At 74.4% G+C, this 20,110-nt stretch carries 18 protein-coding genes and 1 pseudogene; 7 read left to right on the plus strand and 12 right to left on the minus strand.

What is annotated here, in order from left to right; all coding sequences use genetic code 11:
- The first annotated feature begins 118 nt into the window (after nucleotides 1-118).
- A complete protein-coding gene (locus ACI78U_RS22930) occupies nucleotides 119-364 on the plus strand; it encodes an AbrB/MazE/SpoVT family DNA-binding domain-containing protein (RefSeq protein WP_456877711.1) in 246 nt (81 codons plus the stop codon).
- A 147-nt stretch (nucleotides 365-511) separates the two neighbouring features.
- On the opposite strand, the gene ACI78U_RS22935 is transcribed toward ACI78U_RS22930, so the two are convergent.
- From ACI78U_RS22935 to ACI78U_RS22945, 3 genes are read right to left on the minus strand one after another with little or no spacing between them, the layout of a single operon-like run.
- Nucleotides 512-1,435: an enoyl-CoA hydratase-related protein gene (locus tag ACI78U_RS22935; RefSeq protein ID WP_456877712.1), complete on the minus strand. Its 924-nt coding sequence runs from the start codon at nucleotides 1,433-1,435 to the stop codon at nucleotides 512-514.
- 39 nt (nucleotides 1,436-1,474) lie between these two features.
- Complete coding sequence (locus tag ACI78U_RS22940) at nucleotides 1,475-2,467, minus strand: acyl-CoA dehydrogenase family protein (RefSeq protein WP_456877713.1); 993 nt, start codon at nucleotides 2,465-2,467, stop codon at nucleotides 1,475-1,477.
- The gene (locus tag ACI78U_RS22945; RefSeq protein ID WP_456877714.1) at nucleotides 2,464-3,684 is read right to left on the minus strand and encodes an acyl-CoA dehydrogenase family protein; all 1,221 of its coding nucleotides are present in this window, start codon (nucleotides 3,682-3,684) and stop codon (nucleotides 2,464-2,466) included. The genes ACI78U_RS22940 and ACI78U_RS22945 overlap by 4 nt, the downstream gene beginning before the upstream one ends.
- A gap of 108 nt (nucleotides 3,685-3,792) precedes the next feature.
- Here ACI78U_RS22945 and ACI78U_RS22950 point away from each other — a divergent pair, with 108 nt between their 5' ends.
- The 5 genes from ACI78U_RS22950 to ACI78U_RS22970 all read left to right on the plus strand — a co-directional run bounded on the left by ACI78U_RS22950 (nucleotide 3,793) and on the right by ACI78U_RS22970 (nucleotide 10,732).
- Nucleotides 3,793-4,440: a TetR/AcrR family transcriptional regulator gene (locus ACI78U_RS22950; RefSeq protein ID WP_456877715.1), complete on the plus strand. Its 648-nt coding sequence runs from the start codon at nucleotides 3,793-3,795 to the stop codon at nucleotides 4,438-4,440.
- Nucleotides 4,441-4,513: 73 nt separating this feature from the next.
- On the plus strand, nucleotides 4,514-6,085 hold the full coding sequence (locus tag ACI78U_RS22955) for a long-chain-fatty-acid--CoA ligase (RefSeq protein WP_456877716.1): 1,572 nt from the start codon (nucleotides 4,514-4,516) through the stop codon (nucleotides 6,083-6,085).
- A gap of 103 nt (nucleotides 6,086-6,188) precedes the next feature.
- On the plus strand, nucleotides 6,189-7,934 hold the full coding sequence (locus tag ACI78U_RS22960; protein WP_456877717.1) for a class I adenylate-forming enzyme family protein: 1,746 nt from the start codon (nucleotides 6,189-6,191) through the stop codon (nucleotides 7,932-7,934).
- A gap of 69 nt (nucleotides 7,935-8,003) precedes the next feature.
- On the plus strand, nucleotides 8,004-9,053 hold the full coding sequence (locus ACI78U_RS22965) for a potassium channel family protein (RefSeq protein ID WP_456877727.1): 1,050 nt from the start codon (nucleotides 8,004-8,006) through the stop codon (nucleotides 9,051-9,053).
- A 152-nt stretch (nucleotides 9,054-9,205) separates the two neighbouring features.
- Nucleotides 9,206-10,732 (plus strand): glycoside hydrolase family 6 protein, encoded by a 1,527-nt coding sequence (locus ACI78U_RS22970; RefSeq protein ID WP_456877718.1) that lies wholly within the window; start codon nucleotides 9,206-9,208, stop codon nucleotides 10,730-10,732.
- 64 nt (nucleotides 10,733-10,796) lie between these two features.
- Here the strand turns inward: ACI78U_RS22970 and ACI78U_RS22975 are convergent, their stop codons facing one another.
- The 9 genes and pseudogenes from ACI78U_RS22975 to ACI78U_RS23015 all read right to left on the minus strand — a co-directional run bounded on the left by ACI78U_RS22975 (nucleotide 10,797) and on the right by ACI78U_RS23015 (nucleotide 18,762).
- Nucleotides 10,797-10,973, minus strand: a complete 177-nt coding sequence (locus ACI78U_RS22975) for a hypothetical protein (RefSeq protein WP_456877728.1) — start codon at nucleotides 10,971-10,973, stop codon at nucleotides 10,797-10,799.
- 159 nt (nucleotides 10,974-11,132) lie between these two features.
- Nucleotides 11,133-11,462, minus strand: a pseudogene (locus ACI78U_RS22980) (universal stress protein); the annotation flags it as partial.
- 366 nt (nucleotides 11,463-11,828) lie between these two features.
- Nucleotides 11,829-13,085: a tannase/feruloyl esterase family alpha/beta hydrolase gene (locus ACI78U_RS22985; RefSeq protein WP_456877719.1), complete on the minus strand. Its 1,257-nt coding sequence runs from the start codon at nucleotides 13,083-13,085 to the stop codon at nucleotides 11,829-11,831.
- Nucleotides 13,086-13,546: 461 nt separating this feature from the next.
- Nucleotides 13,547-14,614: an alpha/beta fold hydrolase gene (locus ACI78U_RS22990; RefSeq protein ID WP_456877720.1), complete on the minus strand. Its 1,068-nt coding sequence runs from the start codon at nucleotides 14,612-14,614 to the stop codon at nucleotides 13,547-13,549.
- Nucleotides 14,615-14,706: 92 nt separating this feature from the next.
- The gene (locus tag ACI78U_RS22995) at nucleotides 14,707-14,895 is read right to left on the minus strand and encodes a hypothetical protein (protein ID WP_456877721.1); all 189 of its coding nucleotides are present in this window, start codon (nucleotides 14,893-14,895) and stop codon (nucleotides 14,707-14,709) included.
- A gap of 193 nt (nucleotides 14,896-15,088) precedes the next feature.
- Nucleotides 15,089-15,223 carry a methionine/alanine import family NSS transporter small subunit gene (locus tag ACI78U_RS23000; RefSeq protein WP_456877722.1) on the minus strand — a complete coding sequence of 45 codons (135 nt, stop codon included), beginning with the start codon at nucleotides 15,221-15,223 and terminating at the stop codon, nucleotides 15,089-15,091.
- Nucleotides 15,220-16,854, minus strand: coding sequence for a sodium-dependent transporter (locus ACI78U_RS23005; protein WP_456877723.1), 1,635 nt, complete (start codon nucleotides 16,852-16,854; stop codon nucleotides 15,220-15,222). Before ACI78U_RS23005 ends, ACI78U_RS23000 begins: the two co-directional genes overlap by 4 nt.
- A gap of 422 nt (nucleotides 16,855-17,276) precedes the next feature.
- Nucleotides 17,277-17,501: a hypothetical protein gene (locus ACI78U_RS23010; RefSeq protein ID WP_456877724.1), complete on the minus strand. Its 225-nt coding sequence runs from the start codon at nucleotides 17,499-17,501 to the stop codon at nucleotides 17,277-17,279.
- Between the two features lie 28 nt (nucleotides 17,502-17,529).
- Entirely contained in the window at nucleotides 17,530-18,762 is a 1,233-nt protein-coding gene (locus ACI78U_RS23015; protein ID WP_456877725.1) for a hypothetical protein, read from the minus strand.
- 815 nt (nucleotides 18,763-19,577) lie between these two features.
- On the opposite strand from ACI78U_RS23015, the gene ACI78U_RS23020 reads away from it, so the two are divergent.
- Entirely contained in the window at nucleotides 19,578-19,943 is a 366-nt protein-coding gene (locus ACI78U_RS23020) for a hypothetical protein (RefSeq protein WP_456877726.1), read from the plus strand.
- Nucleotides 19,944-20,110: the final 167 nt, after the last annotated feature.

Below are 20,110 nucleotides of genomic sequence, written 5' to 3' on the forward strand. Positions count from 1 at the left end.
GGGGCGCGCGGGCGGGGGGGGGGGGGGGGGGGGGGGGGGGGGGGGGGGGGCGGGGGGCCCACGGGGGGGCGGCCCACGTCAGGGCCGTTTCTGGATGCACCGATGGGCTCCTTCTGCCATGCGGACGACCATCGACGGCGCCGGGCGTCTCGTGGTCCCCAAGGCCCTGCGGGATGCACTGGGACTGCGGGCGGGGGACGAGGTCTCCGGCCAGGTCCGCGACGGGCGGCTGGAGATCGAGCCGGCGCCGGTGGCCATGCGCCTGGAGGAGTCCGCGGGGGGCATCCGGGCCGTGACGGAGGTGGACCTCCCCCCGCTCACCGCCGAGCAGGTGCGCGAGGCGCTCGAGAACACCCGGCGGTGATCGCGGCCGACACGAGCGTGCTGGTCGCCGCCTCCGCGTCCTGGCACGAGTCGCACGCCGCGGCCCAGGAGGACTGCGGGGCGCGCGAGTGGTGGCGACCTACCGGGCCGTCGGTGCCGCCCATCGGCTGCTCGCCTGAGGGAACGGTCAGGGACCGACGTCGTCCGGGGGCGCCGGCCAGGGCGGGACGCCGGCCACCGGCCCCTCCCCCAGCGGGGCGGTGAACTCCGGGGGCCGCTTGGCGAGGAACGCGGCCACCCCCTCCTCCACGTCCGGGCCGGCGGTGAGCTCGGCCAGCGCCCGGGACTCGGCGCGGTGCGCGTCCCACGGCGAGGGCGCGCCGAGCATCGACCACAGCATCCGGCGGGCGGCGGCGACGGCGACCCCGGAGGTGTTGTCGGCGATCTCGCGGGCCAGCCCCAGCGCGGTGGGCAGCAGCTCCGCGTCGGGCACCACGCGCGACACCAGCCGCCCGCGCAGTGCCTCGGCCGCGTCGGACACCCGGCCGGTCGCCACCCACTCCACCGCCTGGCTGATCCCGACCACCCGGGGCAGGAACCACGTCGACGCCGCCTCCGGGGTGATGCCGCGGCGGACGAAGACGAACCCGAACCGCGCGGACTCCGCGGCGATCCGGACGTCCATCGGCAGGGTCAGGGTCGCCCCGATGCCCACCGCCGGGCCGTTGACGGCGGCGATCACCGGCTTGCGCAGCGCGGCGAAGGGCAGCGCGGCGATGCCGCCCCAGTCCCGCGGGACGCCGTCGACGCTGCCGCGGCCGGGCTCGGCGGCAGCGCCGATCCCGCCGCGGGCGCGGTCCCCGAGCCCGCCGGGACCCGCGGCGAGGTCGGCACCGGCGCAGAACGCCCGCCCGGCCCCGGTGACGACGACGACCCGCACCGCGTCGTCGGCGTCGGCGGCGGCCGCGGTCCGCGCGAGCTCGGCGGCCATCACCGGGGTGAAGGCGTTGAGCCGGTCCGGCCGGTCGAGGGTGATCGTGGCGACGCCGTCGGCGACCTCGTAGCGCAGCTGCGTCGATTCCGTGGTGGGCTCCCGGGTCGAGGTGGGCACGGTGCGCCGTGCACTTCCGCGGAGGTGCACGACAGGGGGTCAGCCCAGGGCGCCGGCCACGGCCAGGCGGGTGACGGTGTCGAGGTGCTCGGCGGCGTCGCCGAGCAGCAGCCGGTCGGTCTTGGCGCGGCGCCAGTACAGGTGCGCGTCGTGCTCCCAGGTGAACCCGATGCCGCCGTGCACCTGCACCACCGTCTCGGCCGCCCGCTCGAACACCTCGGCGGCGTAGGCCTTCGCGGCGGAGGCGGCCAGCGGCAGCTCGTCGGGCGCGGAGTCGGCCGCCCACGCCGCCCACCACACCAGCGAGCGCAGCTGGTCCACGCCCACCCAGGCGTCGACCAGCATGTGCTTGACCGCCTGGTAGGAGCCGATGAGCCGGCCGAACGCCTCGCGCTGCTGCGCGTACTGCACGCCCATGAGCACCGCGCGGTCGGCGGCGCCGAGGTCCTCGGCGGCCAGCACGACCGCGGCCACCTGCCGCGCCCGCGCCCACAGCGCACCGGCGTCCTCGGCGAGCACCCGGCGGGAGGTCAGCCGCACCCGGGCCAGGCCGCGGGTGGCGTCCAGCGGCCGGCCGGGCACGACCTCGCCCTCGCCCGCGACCAGTGCCCCGCCGTCGAGGCCGAGGAACAGCGTGGCGTCGGCGGCGTCGATCGACGGCGCCGAGCCGGTGACCGGGCCGTCGAGCACCGCGATCGCCGCCGACCCGTCGGCGAGCTGCGCGGCGAGGTCGGGCGCTCCCTCCAGCAGCACCGCGGCGCGCGCCGCGGTGACCAGCGACGGCCCGGCCAGCACCGCGCCGGCCTGCTCGGCGACGACGGCGAGGTCGAGCACGCTGCCGCCCGCGCCGCCGGCCGACTCGGGCACGGTGACCCCGAGGAAGCCGATGTCGGCCAGCGCCTTGCGGCCCGGGGCCGGGACGCCGTCGCCGTCGAGCGCGGCCCGCGCGGCCGACAGCGGCACCGAGCCGGTGAAGAAGTCGCGCGCGCCGCCCGCGGCCGCCCGCTGGTCGTCGGAGAGGTCGAAGTTCACCGTCGTCCTCCGGAGGAGAAGGGGGCGGTCTTGTCGGTGCGCGGTTCCGGCGGCAGGCCCAGCACCCGCTCGCCGAGGATGTTGCGCAGCACCTGGTCGGTGCCGCCGGCGATCGCGATGCCCGGCACGTAGGCCTGCGCCCGCTGCCAGGTGTCGTCGCCGCCGGCGGTGGCGCCGAGGACGGCGTCGTCGCCGAGCAGCCGGACGCCGGCGTCGGCGACCAGCCGGGCCGCGGCGGTGCCGCCGAGCTTGCCGGCGCTGGCCTCGGGGCCCGGCACGCCGCCCTGGGACAGCGTGGTGAACCGGCGGTAGCCGGTGTAGCGGGTGGCCAGCGAGGCGACCAGCGCCCGGCCGACCGCCTGCCGGGCCAGCGCCTGCCGCTCCGGGTCGAGGGCGGGCAGCCGCTCGCGGGCGTGCGCGGCCAGCGCCTCGGCGGACTGGCCGATGTCGCTGCCGGCGCCGCCGATGGCCACCCGCTCGTTCATCAGCGTGGTGAGCGCGACCCGCCAGCCCTCGCCGGGCTCGCCGAGCCGCTCGGCGTCGGGGATGCGGACGTCGTCGAAGAACACCTCGTTGAAGTCCGCGCCGCCGCTCATCTGGCGCAGCGGCCGCACCGTGACGCCGGGGGCGTGCATGTCGACGACGAACATCGTCAGCCCGGCGTGCTTGGGCTTCTCCGGGTCGGTGCGGGTCAGCAGGATGCCGAAGTCGCTGACGTGCGCCAGCGTCGTCCACACCTTCTGGCCGTTGACCACCCAGTCCTCGCCGTCGCGGACCGCCGACGTGCGCAGCGCGGCGAGGTCCGAGCCCGACGCCGGCTCGCTGAACAGCTGGCACCAGACGTCGTCGGCGCGCAGCAGCCGGGCCAGGTAGCGGGACCGCTGGTCGTCGCTGCCGTGGGCGATGACGGTGGGCCCGCACATGCCGATGCCGATGTGGTTGATCAGCGTGGGCACCCGGGCGCGGGCCAGCTCCTGCGCCACGATCGCCTGCTGCACCAGCGTGCCGCCCTGCCCGCCGTACCCGCGCGGCCAGGTGACCCCCACCAGCCCCTCCTCGGCCAGCACCCGCTGGGTCGCGCGCAGCTCCGCCTCGCGCGTGCGGGCGTCGACCGGCACGCCGGGCGCCACGTGCAGCAGGTCGGCCGCGCGGTCGGTGAGCACCGACCGGACCCGGGCCCGGTAGGTGGCCTCCTCGGGTGTGTCGTCGAAGTCCACGCGGGCGCCTCCTGCTCGTCGGGCCGGTCGCGCCGCAGCGTGACACCGGTCACCCGCGACGGTCAACGGTGACTGTTGGACGCCGGGCGTGGCGCCTACCCTGCCCCGGTGACCGCCGACCCCGTCCCGGTCGACGGCCCGCCGCGGACCCGCTCCGCGCGGACGGCCGACAGCCGGGCGCTCATCCTCGACGCCGCCGTCGCCTGCCTGGTCCAGGACGGGTACGCCGGCGCCTCCACCCTCGCCGTCCAGGCGCGGGCCGGGGTGTCGCGCGGCCGGCTGCTGCACCACTTCCCGTCCCGCGCCGAGCTGCTGGTCGCCGCGGCCGGGCACGTGTCGACCACCCTGCTGGCCGAGGTCGAGGATCGGGCGGCCGCGGTCATGGCCGACCAGCCGCCCGGCCCGGAGCGGGTGGACCGCGCCATCGACCTGATGTGGGCGACCTTCCACGAGCCGCCGTTCTGGGCGGCCATGGAGCTGTGGACGGCGGCGCGCACCGACCCGGGGCTGCGGACGGCGCTGCGGGCCGAGGAGCGGCGGCTGCGCGCGGCGATCCGCCGGGTGGCCGACGGGATCTGGGGCCCGGAGATCGCGGCCGCGCCCCTCTACGCCGAGCTGTGCGAGCTGCTGTTCACCAGCATGCGCGGCGTGGCCTGCGTCTACGCCTTCGCCGACCGGCCGCCCGCGACCGATCCGCACCTGGCGCTGTGGAAGGGGCTCGCCGCCCGGATGCTCTTCGCCCGTCCGGAGGGCTGAGGCCCGCCCGTTGACCGCCGGCTCCGGTCCCCAGCAGCATGACGCGGGTCACATCCGGAGCCGAGGAGGACCCGTGAGCGCCCCGATCCCCGTTCTGCAGGGCCGCGGCATGACCGCCGCCGACCAGCTCGCCCGCTGGGCCCGCCGGACCCCGGACGCATGGGCGCTGCGGTTCGACGGCGGCGGGCGCACCTACGCGGAGGTCGACGAGCGGGTCACCCGGCTCGCCCGCGCGCTGGCCGACCGCGGGGTCGGCCCGGGCGACCGCGTCGCGGTGCTGGGCCTGAACTCGATGGAGGTCTGGGAGTCCTACCTCGCCGGCGTGCGGCTGGGCGCGGTCGTCGTCCCGGTCAACTTCCGGCTGGTGGCCGACGAGGTCGCCTACGTGCTCACCGACTCCGGCGCCACCGCCCTCGTCGTCGACGCCGCGCTGACCGAGGTGGCCACCAAGGCCCGCGAGCAGGCGCCGGACGTGCGCACCGTGCTCACCATCGGCGGGGACCTCGAGGACGCCCTGGCCGCCGCTGCGGCCGAGCCGCTCGACACCGAGGTCGACGAGTCCGCGCCCGCGTTCATCATGTACACCTCAGGCACCACGGGCCGGCCCAAGGGCGCCGTGCTCACCCACCGCAACCTGCTCATGCACGTCTTCAGCCAGGTCACCCACCTCGGCTGGGACCCCGACGACCGGGTCGCCGTGCCGGGCGCGCCGCTGTTCCACATCGCCGGGCTGGCCGGGGGCCTGCCGCCGCTGCTGCTCGGCGGCACCCACGTGATCCTGCGCTCGGGCGGCTTCGACCCGGTGGCCACCCTCGACCTCGTCGAGCGGGAGCGGGTCAGCAGCATCTTCCTGGTGCCGGCGATGTGGGCGGCCGTCGTCGCCGTCCCGGGCATCGCCGACCGCGACCTGTCGTCGCTGCGGCGCATCTCCTGGGGCGCGGCCCCGGCGTCGACCGGCCTGCTGCGGACGATGATCGACACGTTCCCGCAGGCCGAGGTCGTCACCGCCTTCGGGCAGACCGAGTGCAGCCCGGTCACCTGCTTCCTGCGCGGTGAGGACTCGGTGCGCAAGATCGGCTCGGTCGGCACGCCGATGCTCAACGTCGAGGTCCGCGTGGTCGACGACCGGATGCAGGACGTGCCGCAGGGCGAGGTGGGCGAGATCGTCTACCGCAGCCCGATGGTGATGAGGGAGTACTGGGGCAAGCCCGAGGCGACGGCGGAGGCGTTCGCCGGCGGGTGGTTCCACTCCGGCGACCTGGTCCGGCAGGACGAGGAGGGCTACATCTACGTCGTCGACCGCAAGAAGGACATGATCATCACCGGCGGCGAGAACGTGTACTGCGCCGAGGTCGAGGACGTGCTCGCCGCCCACCCCGGCGTGGCCGAGGTGGCGCTCATCGGCGTCCCGGACGCCCGCTACGGCGAGGCGCCGCTGGCCGTCGTCGCCCCGCGGGACCCCGACGCGCCGCCCACCCCCGAGGAGCTCACCGCGTGGTGCCGTGAGCGGCTGGCCCGCTACAAGCACCCGCGCGAGTACGCCTTCGTGCCGGCGCTGCCGCGCAACCCCAGCGGCAAGGTGCTCAAGACGTCGCTGCGCACCGAGCACCGGGCGGGCTCCCTGGTCAGCGACCCCGCCGTCTGACACGTGCACGTCCGCGGACGTGCACGGACCGTGCAGCTCTCGACAGCCGGCTGTGACGTGAGCCACGCTGTGCCGGCTCGCACCCCGACACGGAGGACCCCGGATGACCGCCACGCAGCCCGTCCCGACCCCCACCGCGGCCAGCTGGCCGCCCGGGCTGCCCCGCTCGCTGGAGTACCCGCAGGTCCCGGTCGGGTCGATCCTGCGCGCGGCGGTGCGCCGCTGGGGCACCCGGACGGCGTTCGTCGACCACGACGTCGAGCTCTCCTACGAGGAGCTCGGCGCGCGGGCCGCCGCGGTCGCCAACTGGCTGGCCGACAACGGCGTGCGCCGCGGCGACGTGGTGGCGGTGCACATCCCGAACTGCCGCCAGTACCCCGCCGTCTACTACGGCGTGGTCATGGCCGGCGCGGTGTTCTCCCCCACCAACCCGCTGCTGCCCGCGGCTGAGCTCGCCGCCCAGCTCACCGACTCCGGCGCGACGGTGCTGGTCACCTGGGACCAGGTGCTGCCCTTCGTGCGCTCGGCGCTGGCGGCGACGCCGGTGCGGACCGTCGTCGTCACCGGTGAGGCGCACACCCTCGACCTCGGCGCGCGCCTGCCGGGCCTGGAGGACGGCGACGTCGACCTCGCCGACCTGATGGCCGCCGACCCCACCGACCGCCGGCTCGACGCCGGCCTCGACCCCGCCGCCGACCTCGCGCACCTGGCCTACACCGGCGGCACCACCGGCGTGAGCAAAGGCGTGGAGCTGCCGCACCGCAACGTCGTCACCAACGTGCTGCAGTCGGCGTGCTGGACCTCCGGATCGCTGCCCGAGCTCGACGAGGCCGGCGACGTCACCCTCCGGCAGGTGCTCGGCGAGGACGAGTACCCGATCCGGCTCGGCGAGGCCCGGCTGGTCAACCTCACCCCGTGGTTCCACGCCATGGGCGCCATCGGCTACCTCAACGGCATGGTCATGGCCGGGACCACGACGGTCATCCACATGCGGTTCGACCCGGTCAAGTACGTCGAGGACGCCGTGCGGTACCGGGTGACCAGCATCGGGGGCGCCCCGCCGGTGTTCGTGGCGCTGCTGCAGGTGCCCGGCATCGAGGACGCCGACCTCTCGTCCGTGCGCGGGGTCTCCAGCGGCGCCGCCCCGCTGCCGGTGCCGCTGATCGAGCGGCTGCAGGCGCTGCTGCCCAACGCGGTCATCGGCGAGGGCTACGGGCTGACCGAGGTCACCATGATGGCCACCGGCAACCCGTCGTTCCGCTCGGGCACCCGCAAGGCCGGCACGGTCGGGGTGCCCATCTTCGACACCGAGATCAGCATCCGCCCGCTCGGCGGCGGCGACCCGCTGCCGGTGGGCGAGCGCGGCGAGGTGTGCATCCGCGGCCCCCAGGTCATGCGCGGCTACGCCCACCGGCCCGAGGCGACCGCGGAGTCCATCGACGCCGACGGCTGGTTCCACAGCGGCGACGTCGGCGTCATCGACGAGGACGGCTACCTGTCGATCGTCGACCGCACCAAGGACATGCTGCTCTACAAGGGCTACAACGTCTTCCCGCGCGAGCTCGAGGAGGTCCTCTTCGGCGTCCCCGGGGTGGCCGGCGCCGCCGTCGTCGGCCGGCCCGACGAGGCCGCGGGCGAGCTCCCGGTGGCCTACGTCGTCCGCCGCGACGACGACGCCGGGCGGGCGCTGACCGCCGAGTCGGTGATGGCCGCGGTCAACGACCGGGTCACGCACTACAAGCGGCTGCGCGACGTCGTCTTCATCGACGCCATCCCGGTGTCGGCGGCGGGCAAGGTGCTCAAGCGCGAGCTGGCCGCGCGGGAGCGGGAGGCGGCCGGGCAGGGCTGACCCGTTCGGGCGGCGGCCGCGGCGTCCTGCACGCCCGACCGCCGTCCGCTCGCTATCGTCCGCCACGTGATGGGCGGACACGGCGCGGGTGAGGACCCGCACACCGGGGTGCAGATCGCCCACGAGGAGCCCTCGCCGATCCGCCAGGTGACCCGGCGCCTGCTCATCGCGACGGTCATCCTGGTGATCACCATCCTGCTGGTGTGGCTCGACCGGGACGGCTACCGGGACAACGCCGACGGCGACGTCACGCTGCTCGACGCCGCCTACTACTCCACGGTCTCGCTCTCGACCACGGGCTACGGCGACATCGTGCCCGTGACCGACGGCGCCCGTCTGTTCAACTTCGCCGTCATCACGCCGCTGCGGGTCATGTTCCTGATCGTGCTCATCGGGACGACCCTCGAGGCGCTCACCGCGCGCTCGCGCGAGGAGTTCCGCATCCGACGCTGGAGGTCCCGCGTGCGCCAGCACGTCATCGTGTGCGGCTACGGCACCAAGGGGCGCAGCGCCATCCGCTCCCTGCAGGCCACGGGCACGCCGCTCGAGAACATCGTCGTCGTCGATCCCGAGACGCGGGCGATCGACGAGGCCAACTCCACCGGGCTGACCGGGATCGTCGGGGACGCCGGCCGCACGGACGTGCTGCGCCGGGCGCACGTCGAGCGGGCACGGGCGGTCATCGTGGCGGCCAACCGCGACGACGCGGCGGTGCTCATCACGCTGACCGTGCGCCAGCTCAACCACAGCGTCCCGATCACGACCAGCGTCCGCGAGGAGGAGAACGCCCAGCTCCTGCGCCAGTCCGGCGCCGACACGGTCATCACCACCTCGGCCACGGCGGGGCGGCTGCTGGGCCTGTCCACCGACAGCCCCCGGGTGGTCTCGGTGGTCGAGGACCTCGTCACCGGCGGCCAGGGACTGGACCTCTCGCAGCGCGAGGTCACCGCGGGCGAGGTGGGCCTCGGCCCGCGCGACCTGCGCGACATCGTGCTGTCGGTGACCCGCGGCGGGCGCACGCTCCGCTTCGACGACCCCCTGATCGGCACGCTGCAGAGCGAGGACGTGCTGGTCGTGGTCCGCTCGCACGGGCCCAACGGCCACTACGCGCGCACCTGACGGGTGCGTCCCGGCGACCGCGCCGGGACACGGACCCGCCCGGAGTTGACCGTAGCCGTTCAACCACTCAGAGTGACGGGACATCTCGACGCGCCTGCGTCCCGTCCCCTGGGAGGACCTCCATGCCCCGTGCCTCGACGACGAGGCGACGGGTGGCGACCGCGGTCGCGGCCACCGCCACGCTCCTGCTCGCCGGACCCACCGCGACGGCCACGGCCGACGACGTCCTCGAGCCCGGCACCCCGCTGTCCACCAACCCGGAGAGCACCACCCTCGAGGCCGCCCAGGACCTCGCGGGCCAGGCGCGCGCCGACGCCCAACTGCTCGGCGGGTACGCCTCGGCCACCTGGTTCACCCGGGGCACACCCGACGAGGTCCGCGCCGGGGTCGCGGAGGTCGTCGCCGCGGCCGACGCGGACGACGCCGCGCCGGTGCTCGTCGCCTACAACGTCCCGTTCCGCGACTGCGCCCAGTACTCCGCCGGCGGTGCCACGAGCGTCGCCGAGTACGAGGCCTGGATCGACGCCTTCGCCGCCGGCATCGGGGACCGCGAGGCGGTGGTCGTCCTCGAGCCGGACGGCCTCGGCATCATCCCCTGGTACACCACCCTCGACGGTCAGCAGGAGTGGTGCCGGCCCGCCGAGGCCGACCCGGCCACGGCCGCCGCCGACCGGTTCACCATGCTGGAGCACGCCGTCGACGTGCTCGGCGCGTTGCCGGCCACCGACGTCTACCTCGACGGGACGCACAGCGGCTGGCTGGGCGTCGGCGAGATCACCGACCGGCTGATCCGGGCGGGGGTGGCCGACGCCGACGGCTTCTTCCTCAACGCCTCGAACTACGTCGCCACCGAGCGGCTCGAGAAGTACGGCACCTGGGTGTCGGACTGCATCCACCTCGACCTCAACAGCTGGTGGGACCGCTCCTGGTGCGGCAGCCAGTACTCCCCCGCCGACCCCGCGGACCTCGCGACGTGGACCCGGACCGACGCCGCCTACGACGAGGCGTTCGCCCGGACCGGCCTGGCGCGCGACCCGGCGGGCCAGGCGCACTTCGTCATCGACACCAGCCGCAACGGGCAGGGCACCTGGACGCCGCCGGCCGGCTTCCCGAGCCCGCTGGACTGGTGCAACCCGCCCGGCCGCGGGCTCGGCCACCTGCCCACGACCGAGACGGGGCACGCGCTCCTCGACGCCTACCTGTGGATCAAGGTGCCCGGGGAGTCGGACGGCTCCTGCCACCGCGGATCGGCGGTGCCCCACCCGGACGACCGGACGCCCGACCCCGCCGCCGGGCAGTGGTTCCCCGAGCAGGCCCGGGAGCTCATCGCGCTGGCCGACCCGCCGGTGCCGGCACCCACCTGCCACGTCTCCTTCCGGGTGACCGGCTCCTCGCCGCAGGGGGCCACGACCCAGGTCCGGGTCCGCAACACCGGCACCACCGCCGTCGAGGACTGGCGGCTGGAGTGGACCTTCCACGAGGACGAGACCGTGTCGGACCTGCGGGGCGGCACGGCGCGGCAGGACGGGGCGTCCGTGACGGTGGAGTCCCTCGACCGGAACCGCACCATCCGGCCCGGCCGGGAGATCCCGCTGTCCTTCACGACGGCGGCCGGCGGGACCCCGGTCACCGAGCCGTGGCTGTTCACCCTCAACGGCCGGACCTGCACGTCGGACTGACCCCTGACGCCGGCGGGCGGGATCCCGAGGGACCCGCCCGCCGGCCCGGGCGCCGGGAGTGCGGTCAGACCGGCAGGGCGGCGACCTCCTCGGCCAGCCGGGCGTCGGCCAGCACCAGGTCGGCGGCGGTGGTGTGCCAGCCGGCGACCAGCAGCAGGGGCCAGGGGCGCTCGTCGTCGGCCGAGGCGGTGGCCGCGACGAGGCCGGCCTGCGCCACGGCTCGGCACGCGATGGGGTTCATGCTCCGGTGATCGGCACCGACGGCGCGGAGTGCAGCCGGGCGGGCCGGCTCCCTCCTCCGGGGGAGTGCGACGAGATCCGCGGCGTGCACCGGTCTGCCCCGGGTAGGCCGAGGAGAGGAGGACCGATGACCACCTCCGGAGTGGGGCACCGCCCGGGCCACGCTGCCGAGCAGGAACTCCCGGACGGCCGACCGGCCCCGGGAGCCGACGGCGATGACGGCGGCACCCCGGTCGGCCGCGTACTCGGCGAGGGTGGCCGCGATGGCGCGGGCGCTTCCCGACCGGCCCAGGTCGGGCAGCCGGACCGTGCCGGCCGGGACCGGCTCCCGTGGCCGTCCACGGTGACCCGCACGAGCTCCCGGCCGCGGAGGAGGGCTGCGGACGCGGCGGCGGTGCGCTGGGCCCCGGGCGAGCCGTCGGAGGCCACGAGCACCGGACCGGAGGCCGCCGACGCCCGCTCGCCGGTGGTCAGCGGGCAGGAACGGCACCCGCAGCGGCCGTTCCCTGCGGGAGCGGCTGTCACGAGCCCGTCCTCGTCGGCGCGGGGTCCGCCGCCGGGTCGGCGCCGGCGCCTCGTCGTGGTGGCGGCTCGGCGAGCAGGACCGGGACCGGCGCGCGTCGTGTCAGGCACTGGGTGACGCCGTGAGGAGGCAGCCGGCCCGCGCGTTCGACCAGCAGGTCGTGCCACGCCCGCAGCCGCGAGCCGCCTCCGAGCGATGGCCGTGCACACCGGCGACGTCGTGCTCCTCGCCGTCCTCCCACCTGGCGACGGGGAGCGGGACGGGCCGCGAGGCGGAGGGCCCCCGGCACGGACGGCGTCCGCACCGGGGCCCCCACGACGGCGACGGGGCGGCTCAGCCCAGCGAGCAGGAGTCCCGCAGTGCCGGGTCGGTCGCGCCCACCCCGGCCGGACGCGGGACCGTCGTGCCGGCCGGCGGCTGGACCCCCTCCTCCACCCAGCCCGTGAGCGCGTCGAAGGCCGTGCGGAAGCAGGGCAGCATCGGCCGCAGGTGCTGCGGGTCGAGAGTCACCAGGCTGTCGACGTGGTTGCCGCCCTCGATGCGGTAGTACCGGTGCAGCCGGTCCCGGTTCCGGTCCGCGACCATCCCGGCGTAGACGTCGCTGTCGGTGGCGATCGGCAGCAGGGTGTCGAGCGTCCCGTGCAGGGTGAGCAGCGGCTTCTTGATCTTCCCTGTCAGGCTGATCCGGGCGAGCGCGTCGTGCACCGCCCCGGACCGGGGGTCGGCGAACCAGGCGTCGTAGGTGGCGTCGCTCGGGCACGGAGCCAGGATGGCGGGCAGGCTCGTGCCGGCCGTCGGCCCGGGGCAGGCGGGGTCGTAGGAGGGGTCGAACTCGGCCCGGTAGGTCTTCTGCGTCAGGCCCCAGTAGACCTGCTCGTGGTAGTCCCACAGCGGCTCGGAGCCGCGCGCGAAACCGGCGGCGTACATCTCCTCGGCGGTCGCCTGACCCAGGGTGTAGCGCACCGCGGTCGGCAGGTAGGTGAAGAGGTTGGGCCCGTCGGGGGTGAAGAGGGTGCCCTCCCAGTCGACGCCGCCGTCGTAGAGGTGCGCCCGGTTCTCCAGCTGCCACCGCACGAGGTAGCCGCCGTTGCTGATGCCGGCCATGTAGGTCCGTTCCGGCGCCCTGCCGAGGTGCTGGCGGAGGGCGGTCTTGGCCGCGACCGCGAGCTCGGTCACCCGCTCGTGCCACTCCATGACGGCGTCGCCGGGCGCGACGCCGTCCCGGTAGAAGTCGACGCCGTTGTTGCCCTTGTCCGTCGAGGCGTAGGCGAAGCCCTGGGCCAGCACGAAGTCCGAGACGAGGAAGTCGGAGGCGTACTGCTTGCGGGTGCCGGGTGCGCCGGTCACCACGAGGCCGCCGTTCCAGTCGTCCGGGATGCGGAGGACGAACTGGCTGTCGTGGTTCCAGCCGTGGAGGGTGTTGGAGGTGGACGTGTCGGGGAAGTAGCCGTCGATCTGCAACCCCGGCACACCGGTCGGGGTCGGCGTGCCGGGCACGTGCAGGCCCGTCCAGTCCGCGGCGTCGGTGTACTGGCCGGGGGGCGCCTGCTGCAGGCCGGACGTGGTCAGGTCGGGCAGGCAGGCGGTCACGCTGTGCTCGGCGCCGGGGACCTCGACCGTGTCACCGGCCGCGCACGGCCGAGGGCCTGCGCCCGGACCTCCCGGTGCGGCTGCGGCCGGTGCTGCCTGCAGCGCGAGCGCCGCCGCGACGCCGAGCGTGATGGAGGTGGTGCGCCTGCGCTGTGACACTGGGACTCCCTCGTCCGGCCGTCGGCCGTCCGCGTCCTCGACGACGAGCCGTCGAGGACGCGGACGACACGGTGGGTCGGATCACATGCTGGGGTGGCCGGCTGCGATGCACCACGTGCCCATCCCACAAGAGGCGACGCCGGGGATGTGCGCCGCGCACACAGCTGTCCGAGGGGTCCGCCGACCGCAGGTGGGTCACCCGGCGGCCGGGGTCCGGCAGGGCGGTGCGGGCTCCGGACGGACGCTCGGCCACCGGTCGTCGCTGGGGCGGGCGGCTCCGGCGGGGAGCCGCCCGCCGCGGGTCAGACCGGGGTGCCGAGCAGCTCGGAGAGGTTGCGGTCGACCTCGTCGAGGTAGGTCTCCTCGAAGCCGAACAGCCCGAAGTGGCCGGCGATGCTGGGCAGAACCCGCAGTTCGCTGCCGGCGATGAGTGCCTGCTCGGCGGCGCAGTCGCGGACGGGGAAGAACATGTCCTCGTCGATCGGCATGACGAAGGTCCTCGCGGTGATCCGGCCCAGCGCCGCGGCGAGGTCCCCGTCGGTGTGGCGGGTGACGTCGCCGCGCTGCCACTTCCAGGCCATGCTCAGCAGCGCGTTGGGGTCCATGGCGAGGAACGTCGCCCGGACGAAGCGGTCCTGGAACTCCTCGAACGTCGACCAGGTGACGTCGGGCAGCTCGATCCGCCGCCAGTACCCGGTCTTCCAGAACTCGGTCGACAGGCCCAGCACCGCCCAGATGTCGGCGTGCCGGCGCAGCCCGTCGGCGACCTCGGTGTGTGAGCGGTACTCCCCGCCGTTCCAGCCGGGGTCGGAGGTGATGGCGTCCATCAGGGTCTGGGTGAACAGGAAGTCGTGCGGGGTGTTCTGCGCGGTGCCGGCGATGGGTGCGGCCCGCAGCACCTGCTCGGGGAACCGCACCGCCCACTCGTAGGTCTGCTGCGCGCCCATGGAGCCGCCGACGACCAGCGCCCACCGTTCGATGCCGAACAGCTCCGCGGCCAGCTGCTGCTGCGCGCGGACGTCGTCGCCGATGCGGACGTGCGGGAAGCCCGACATCGCGATGTCGCCGTCGGCGTTGTGCGGTGAGGTGCACAGCCCGTTGCCGATCTGGTTGACCACCACGATGAACCAGCGGCTGGGGTCCAGCGCGCGGCCGGGACCGATGTAGACCATCTCCCAGGTGGCGTGGGTGCCGCTGAACCAGGTGGGGATGAGGACCGCGTTGTCCTTCGCCGCGTTGAGCTCGCCGTAGGTGGCGTAGGCCATCTGCAGGTCGGGGATGTGCCCGCCCTCCTCCAGGTCGAAGCCGCCCAGGGAGTGCATGCGGTAGGCGCCCTGCACCTCGGGTGTGTAGAAGGGGTTCTCGATCACGGGCACTCCTCGTCTCGGCGGGTGGTGACAGCCGCCACTCTCGCGGAGCGAGACGCTCCGGACCAGCATCCGTGGCCGGGCCGACGGCCCGTTCACGGTCGGACCCGGCGCAGCGTCGTCCGCTCGAGCCGGATGACCAGCCCGGGTGTGGATCTCCGGGCCCGGCTGCCGCTCCTCGAGCTGGGGGGAGCCGCGACCTGCCGGCCGGTGGTCCCGGCGAGTTCCCGCAGGAGTCCGCCCGGCACGCGGTGGTGGGCGATCGGCACCTCGTCGGCCCTCACCGGAACGCCTCCTCCACCGCCGTCGGCGCCGTCGGGGTGCGCGGGTGGTGTCGGAGTACGGCAGCGGCGCCGTCGAAGGGCCCTGGGCCGGTCTGCGTGGACCCGGGACGTCGGCCAGCGGTGGGCCGGGGTCAGGTCGTGGGGGGACCACCGGCGCCGGCTGACCCGGGCACCGTGCGGACGCGACGGGAGGTCAGCGGTCCCGGCGGACGACGTCGGCGCGGTCCTCGACGGCGCCGTGACGCACCAGGCTGGCGATGGCGAGTGCGAGGCCGCCCCAGATGACGACCATCGCCACCACCATCATGACGATCGCGGCCGCGCTCACCGGATGCCTCCCTCGTCGTGCCCGGTCACCGGGCGGTCGCGGCGGGCCGGATCAGTCGCGGACGTCGCGTGCAGCGGCGCCGCCGGATCGGAGCCGGGTGGCGGCCCGTCGAGGTGGGTCCCGGCGCGCCACGGCAGCCGGGCGAGGAGGAAGCCGACCAGCGGCAGCGCCAGGACCAGCAGCCAGCCGAAGACCAGCAGGAGCCAGGTGGGGTAGTCCTCGTAGGGCGCGGCGAGGTCGTCGCGCAGCGCGAGGACGAGCACGACCCCCAGGCCCACCGGGGCGACGAGGCTCGTCAGCACGCGCCAGCCCGTGCCGACCCGGGGACGGCCGTGCACGTTGAGGTGGTCGCCGAGGCCGCCCAGGGCCCGCAGCACCCAGGCGACGATCAGCATGCTGATCAGCGCCACGACCAGGATGCCGTACTGGTTGACGAAGTGGTCCACGACGTCGAGCACGTAGATGCCGCTCGTGGTGCTGAACAGCACCAGGCTCAGCACAGCGGCGGGAACGCCGACCGCGAGGGTCGCGGTGAGGCGGCTGGTGTCGAGCTTGTCACGGACGGCGGAGATCACGACCTCGATCACGCTGACCAGCGAGGTGATGCCGGCGATGACCAGCGAGCCGTAGAACAGGACGCCGAGGAGCGCGCCGGCCGGGGCCTCGCTGATGATCGTCGGGAAGGCGATGAAGGCCAGCCCGATCCCGTCGCTGGCGACCTCGCCGACCGCGACCCCGCCGGCCTGGGCCATGAAGCCCAGGGCGGCGAACACGCCGATGCCGGCGAGCAGCTCGAAGCCGGAGTTCGAGAAGCCGACGACGAGACCGGAGCCGATCATGTCCTCGCGACGGCCGACGTACGAGGCGTACGTGATCATGATGCCGAAGCCGATCGACAGCGAGAAGAAGATCTGGCCGAACGCGGCGGCCCAGACGGGAGCCGAGGCGAGTGCCGACCAGTCGGGAGTGAACAGCGCGTCGAGGCCGGCAGCGGCGCCCGGCAGGAACAGCGCCTGGACCACCAGGACGGCGAAGGCGAGCACCAGGACCGGGATGAAGACCAGCGAGGTCGCACCGATCCCGCGCTGGACGCCCAGGGCCATGATCACGAGGACGGCCAGCCAGACGAGCAGGAGCGGCACGAGCACCCCGGGCACCACGTCGGCGGTGACCTCGACGTCTCCGGCCTGGAGGAACTCCCCGAAGAAGAACCCCTCGGGGTCCGCGCCCCACGCCTCGTCGAGGGAGAAGAGGGTGTACCGCAGCGCCCAGGCGATGACCGCCGCGTAGTAGATGGCGATGACGAAGCAGATGCCGACCTGCCACCAGCCGAGGCCCTCGGTGCCACGGCGCAGCCGGGCGAAGGAGAGCGGCGCGGAGCCGCGGTGGCGGTGGCCGATCGCGTAGTCGAGCAGGAGGAACGGGATGCCCGCCGTCAGGAGTGCGACCAGGTAGGGCACCACGAAGGCACCGCCGCCGTTCTCGTAGGCGACGTACGGGAACCGCCAGATGTTGCCCAGCCCGACCGCCGAGCCGATCGCCGCCAGGATGAAGACCCGCCTGTTGCTGAAGGCGCCCCGACGGAGCTCCTGGTCAGGCTGCCCCGTCGCTCGCCCCGCCGTCGTGCTCATGCGACCTCCTGCGTCGTGAGCCGCCGAACCGGCGAAGGTCAGGAGCACCGGTCGACGTCGCGCCGTTGGACAGAGGATGCCAGGACCCGGGCGGCTCCGCGGACGGGGGATCCCGGCCGCGCTCCCGCGGACCTGACGACGGAGGCGGAGCCGTCGACGCCGAGCACCCGTGCCGTCCCCGCGGCGGAGACCCGCGGCCCGTCTGACACGTGCGTGAGACGACGAACCGCCCCGGACCTGGAGGTCCGGGGCGGTTCGTCGTCCTGCGAGGGGTCTCCGCGAGATCTGCGAAGGCCCCGGGGTGGGGTGGGGTTCTCCCCGAAATGCGTCTCCGCAGGCCAGCAAGCTGTAGTTGATCCTCGCCGGACGGCTATCACATCAAGATCGCGATTTGTTCACACGCGGTCTTCGTGAGCTTGCCGCTACTTGGCAGCCGGCTTCGCACGGAAGTACCGACGACGAGGTGCCCTGGCGGCGAGTGGGCCGCCCTTGAGCAGTTGAGCGATGACGGCCTCTGCGTCGCCACGGCCCTTGAGGCTCTTGACCTGCCCGACGATGGAGCCCTCGGCGGTGTGGATCACGATGTCAGGTTCGCTGGCAGAGCGTCCGGGCCGGACGCTGTTCTCAGCAACACTGTCTGTGGTCATCCCGCCTCCCTTCAAGGTAGTGCGCACGCTAGGTGCTCCGTACGACAGAACGGTAGAGGCGGATTGCCCGATAGGCGGCCCATAGCTGTACAGCCGCAAGCACCGCCCACGCGATGGTTTTCCAGGGTGACAGCAACGGCACGGTGACGATCAGCGCCATGCCGAACAGCACGAACGAGGACAGGACAAGCACCCAGCGGAGCGGCCAGAGCAGCCGAGCAACCATGACGTGCTCGGGGGCTCGGCTGAGCCACGACAACAGGAGTGCGGGCCCGGCGAGCAAGATCGAGGCTGGTGACGACCCTCCCGGGCCGGCGCCCACGAAGACGCCGGGGAAGCCGCGGGCCACGAGCGCGAGAACGAGAAGGCCGAGCGTCGCCATCGCACCCCAGAACGCTGCGCGAGGCAGCCCACGCACCTGCGGGGTCAGGACAATCTCGGCCGTCGCGGTCGTGAACCTGTGCTCCGGGCGGCAGGCAACATGCGCCACCGTGTCCACGTCCCGGCCGGAGGACGACTCCTCCCATGCACCGACGGCGGCGCCGTCAGCTTGGTACTCCCGGACGCGTAGGCGACGGACGCCGAGCCCCGGTGGGGCCTCCACCTCGAAGTGCCAGCTCGCTGCCATGCCGAACTGCGGGACATCGCGGCCGATGGTCGTCGGGATGTGGATCTTTCGGATCGTCGGAATCTCGTCCTCGTAGGAGTACTTGACGATCGACCTCGTGCCGACGCCATCGGCGGCAACCTCGACGGCAAAGAGGAAGAGGCTCGCAAGCTGGCGGACCATCCCGGCGAAGACGTCTCGCGCGGGCCCCGGCTCGACGCCGGGCTGCTGCTCCAGCCAGGCGTCGAACTGTGTCACGGCTCTTCGGGCGTCCCAGGCGCCGCAGAAGACGACCGATTCGAGGGCCTCCCGGCACCCGTCGGAAGACGCGATCGCGGCCGGCAACGCCTGGGCGGCGATCGCAAGAAGCATGTCGACCGCCAGGTCGCCGTTCTCCTCCGAGTCCAGGATCGCCAGCGGCTGACCCGAGGACCCGCGGGTGTCGACCGTGCGCAGCGCCCCCTTCCGCACGAGCCCGAGCGGAAGCAGCACGCGGTCGCGGCTGCGCGGGATCACGGGGGTGGGCAGGGTGTAGTCCACCGAGACGTGGAGCCTGGTGCTGCCGTTCGCGTCCATGCGCAGGGATTCGACCCGCCGGTGCATCCAGGTATCCGAGCGCAGCAGGAGGCCGGCCAAGATCTCGCCCGTGCTCACCCTCGAGCTTGGCTGCCGGACGCCGAGGATCCGACTCCTCACCCGGCTCCTCAGCGCTCTCACCATGTGGCCGCGTTCGGAACCGTGAGCCCTGCGGACGGCCTGACCGACACGAGCGCTCCCTTCAACTGCTCGCTACACGACGACGGAGATCGCAGCCTACGGAGCCGCAGGCCACCGGACGGTTCATGGGACGGATGTCCGCAGCACAGCCTTTTCTTCCCGTCGCATCACCTCCTCCATGTCTTCCGATCAAGGTCGACCTCCCCCTCTCCTCTACGGCAGCACTCCCTGGCTGGCTCGTGCACTGCCCCGGGTCGATCCCCGCGACCGGGACGCCCGCGCCGGAACCCGAGGCACCACCGGGGTGACCCACGCCCCAGGCGTGCGCGCCGCAGTTCACCTACAGCTCGGCGTACCGCCCTTCACCTCCGTCCTTGCCGTGCTGTTGGCTGTGCCCCTGGCGGTTCCGCAGGCTCTCGCGGTCGCGAGATGTCGAGCCGTCTCGTGTGCGGGCGGGCGTGGCGTTGTCGGTTCACCTCCTGTCCTGCCGTGCTGCCCGTCCCGACACGATCGGTCCGGTCCCGTCGTGATGCGCTGTCGCTCGTCGGAGCGCGGCCGGCAGCTTCCCGTCGGGCTCACCGCCGGCCGCAGCAAGCACGGTCCCGCTGGTGCCGAGCACGTCAATCAGCCCCCGCACGCATGTCCTGGCGGCGCAGCTCAGGCGAATGCAGCCACCGGCGCCGCCGGCACAGCTGACCTCGCGGATCGTCCGCCGCGGCCCCCGGGTCGCCAGTCAAGTGGAGGTGCCGGACATGTCCGTGCTCCCCGTCCAGGTCGTCGACGGCCACCAGCCGTGGCCGAAGGACCACGTCGCCACCCTCACCGACCACGGTGTGCTCGCCCGGGCCGCAACCGTGGTCGGGCTGCCGGTCGACCGGTTCCCGCTCCCGCTGCGCTGGGGCGACACCCCGGCGCAGGTCGCGGCGGTGCGCGCCGCCGCGGAGCTGCTGCTGGCCCGGCTGGAGCAGACCGCCGGAGCGTGCCCGGACTGCACCGGCACCGAGGACCGGCTGGCCTGCGCGCAAGAGCTGGGCCGGCTCGAGGCGCGCCTGGCCGCCCTCGCCCACGACGCGCAGCTGGTGCTCAGCTGGCTGGAGAACCCGCCCGCAGAAAGCTGACCCCGCCGGCTTGTCCTCGGCCGGCGCGCGCCCAGGAGTGATGGGGGGGGGGGGGGGGGGGGGGGGGGGGGGGGGGGGGGGGGGGGGGGGGGGGGGGTGGGGCGGGGGGGGGGCGTGGTGGGGGTTTGGCTGGTGCTGCGGCGGGTGCGGGGGGGGGGGCGCGGCGG

The sequence above is a fragment of the Geodermatophilus sp. SYSU D00710 genome (assembly GCF_054050195.1).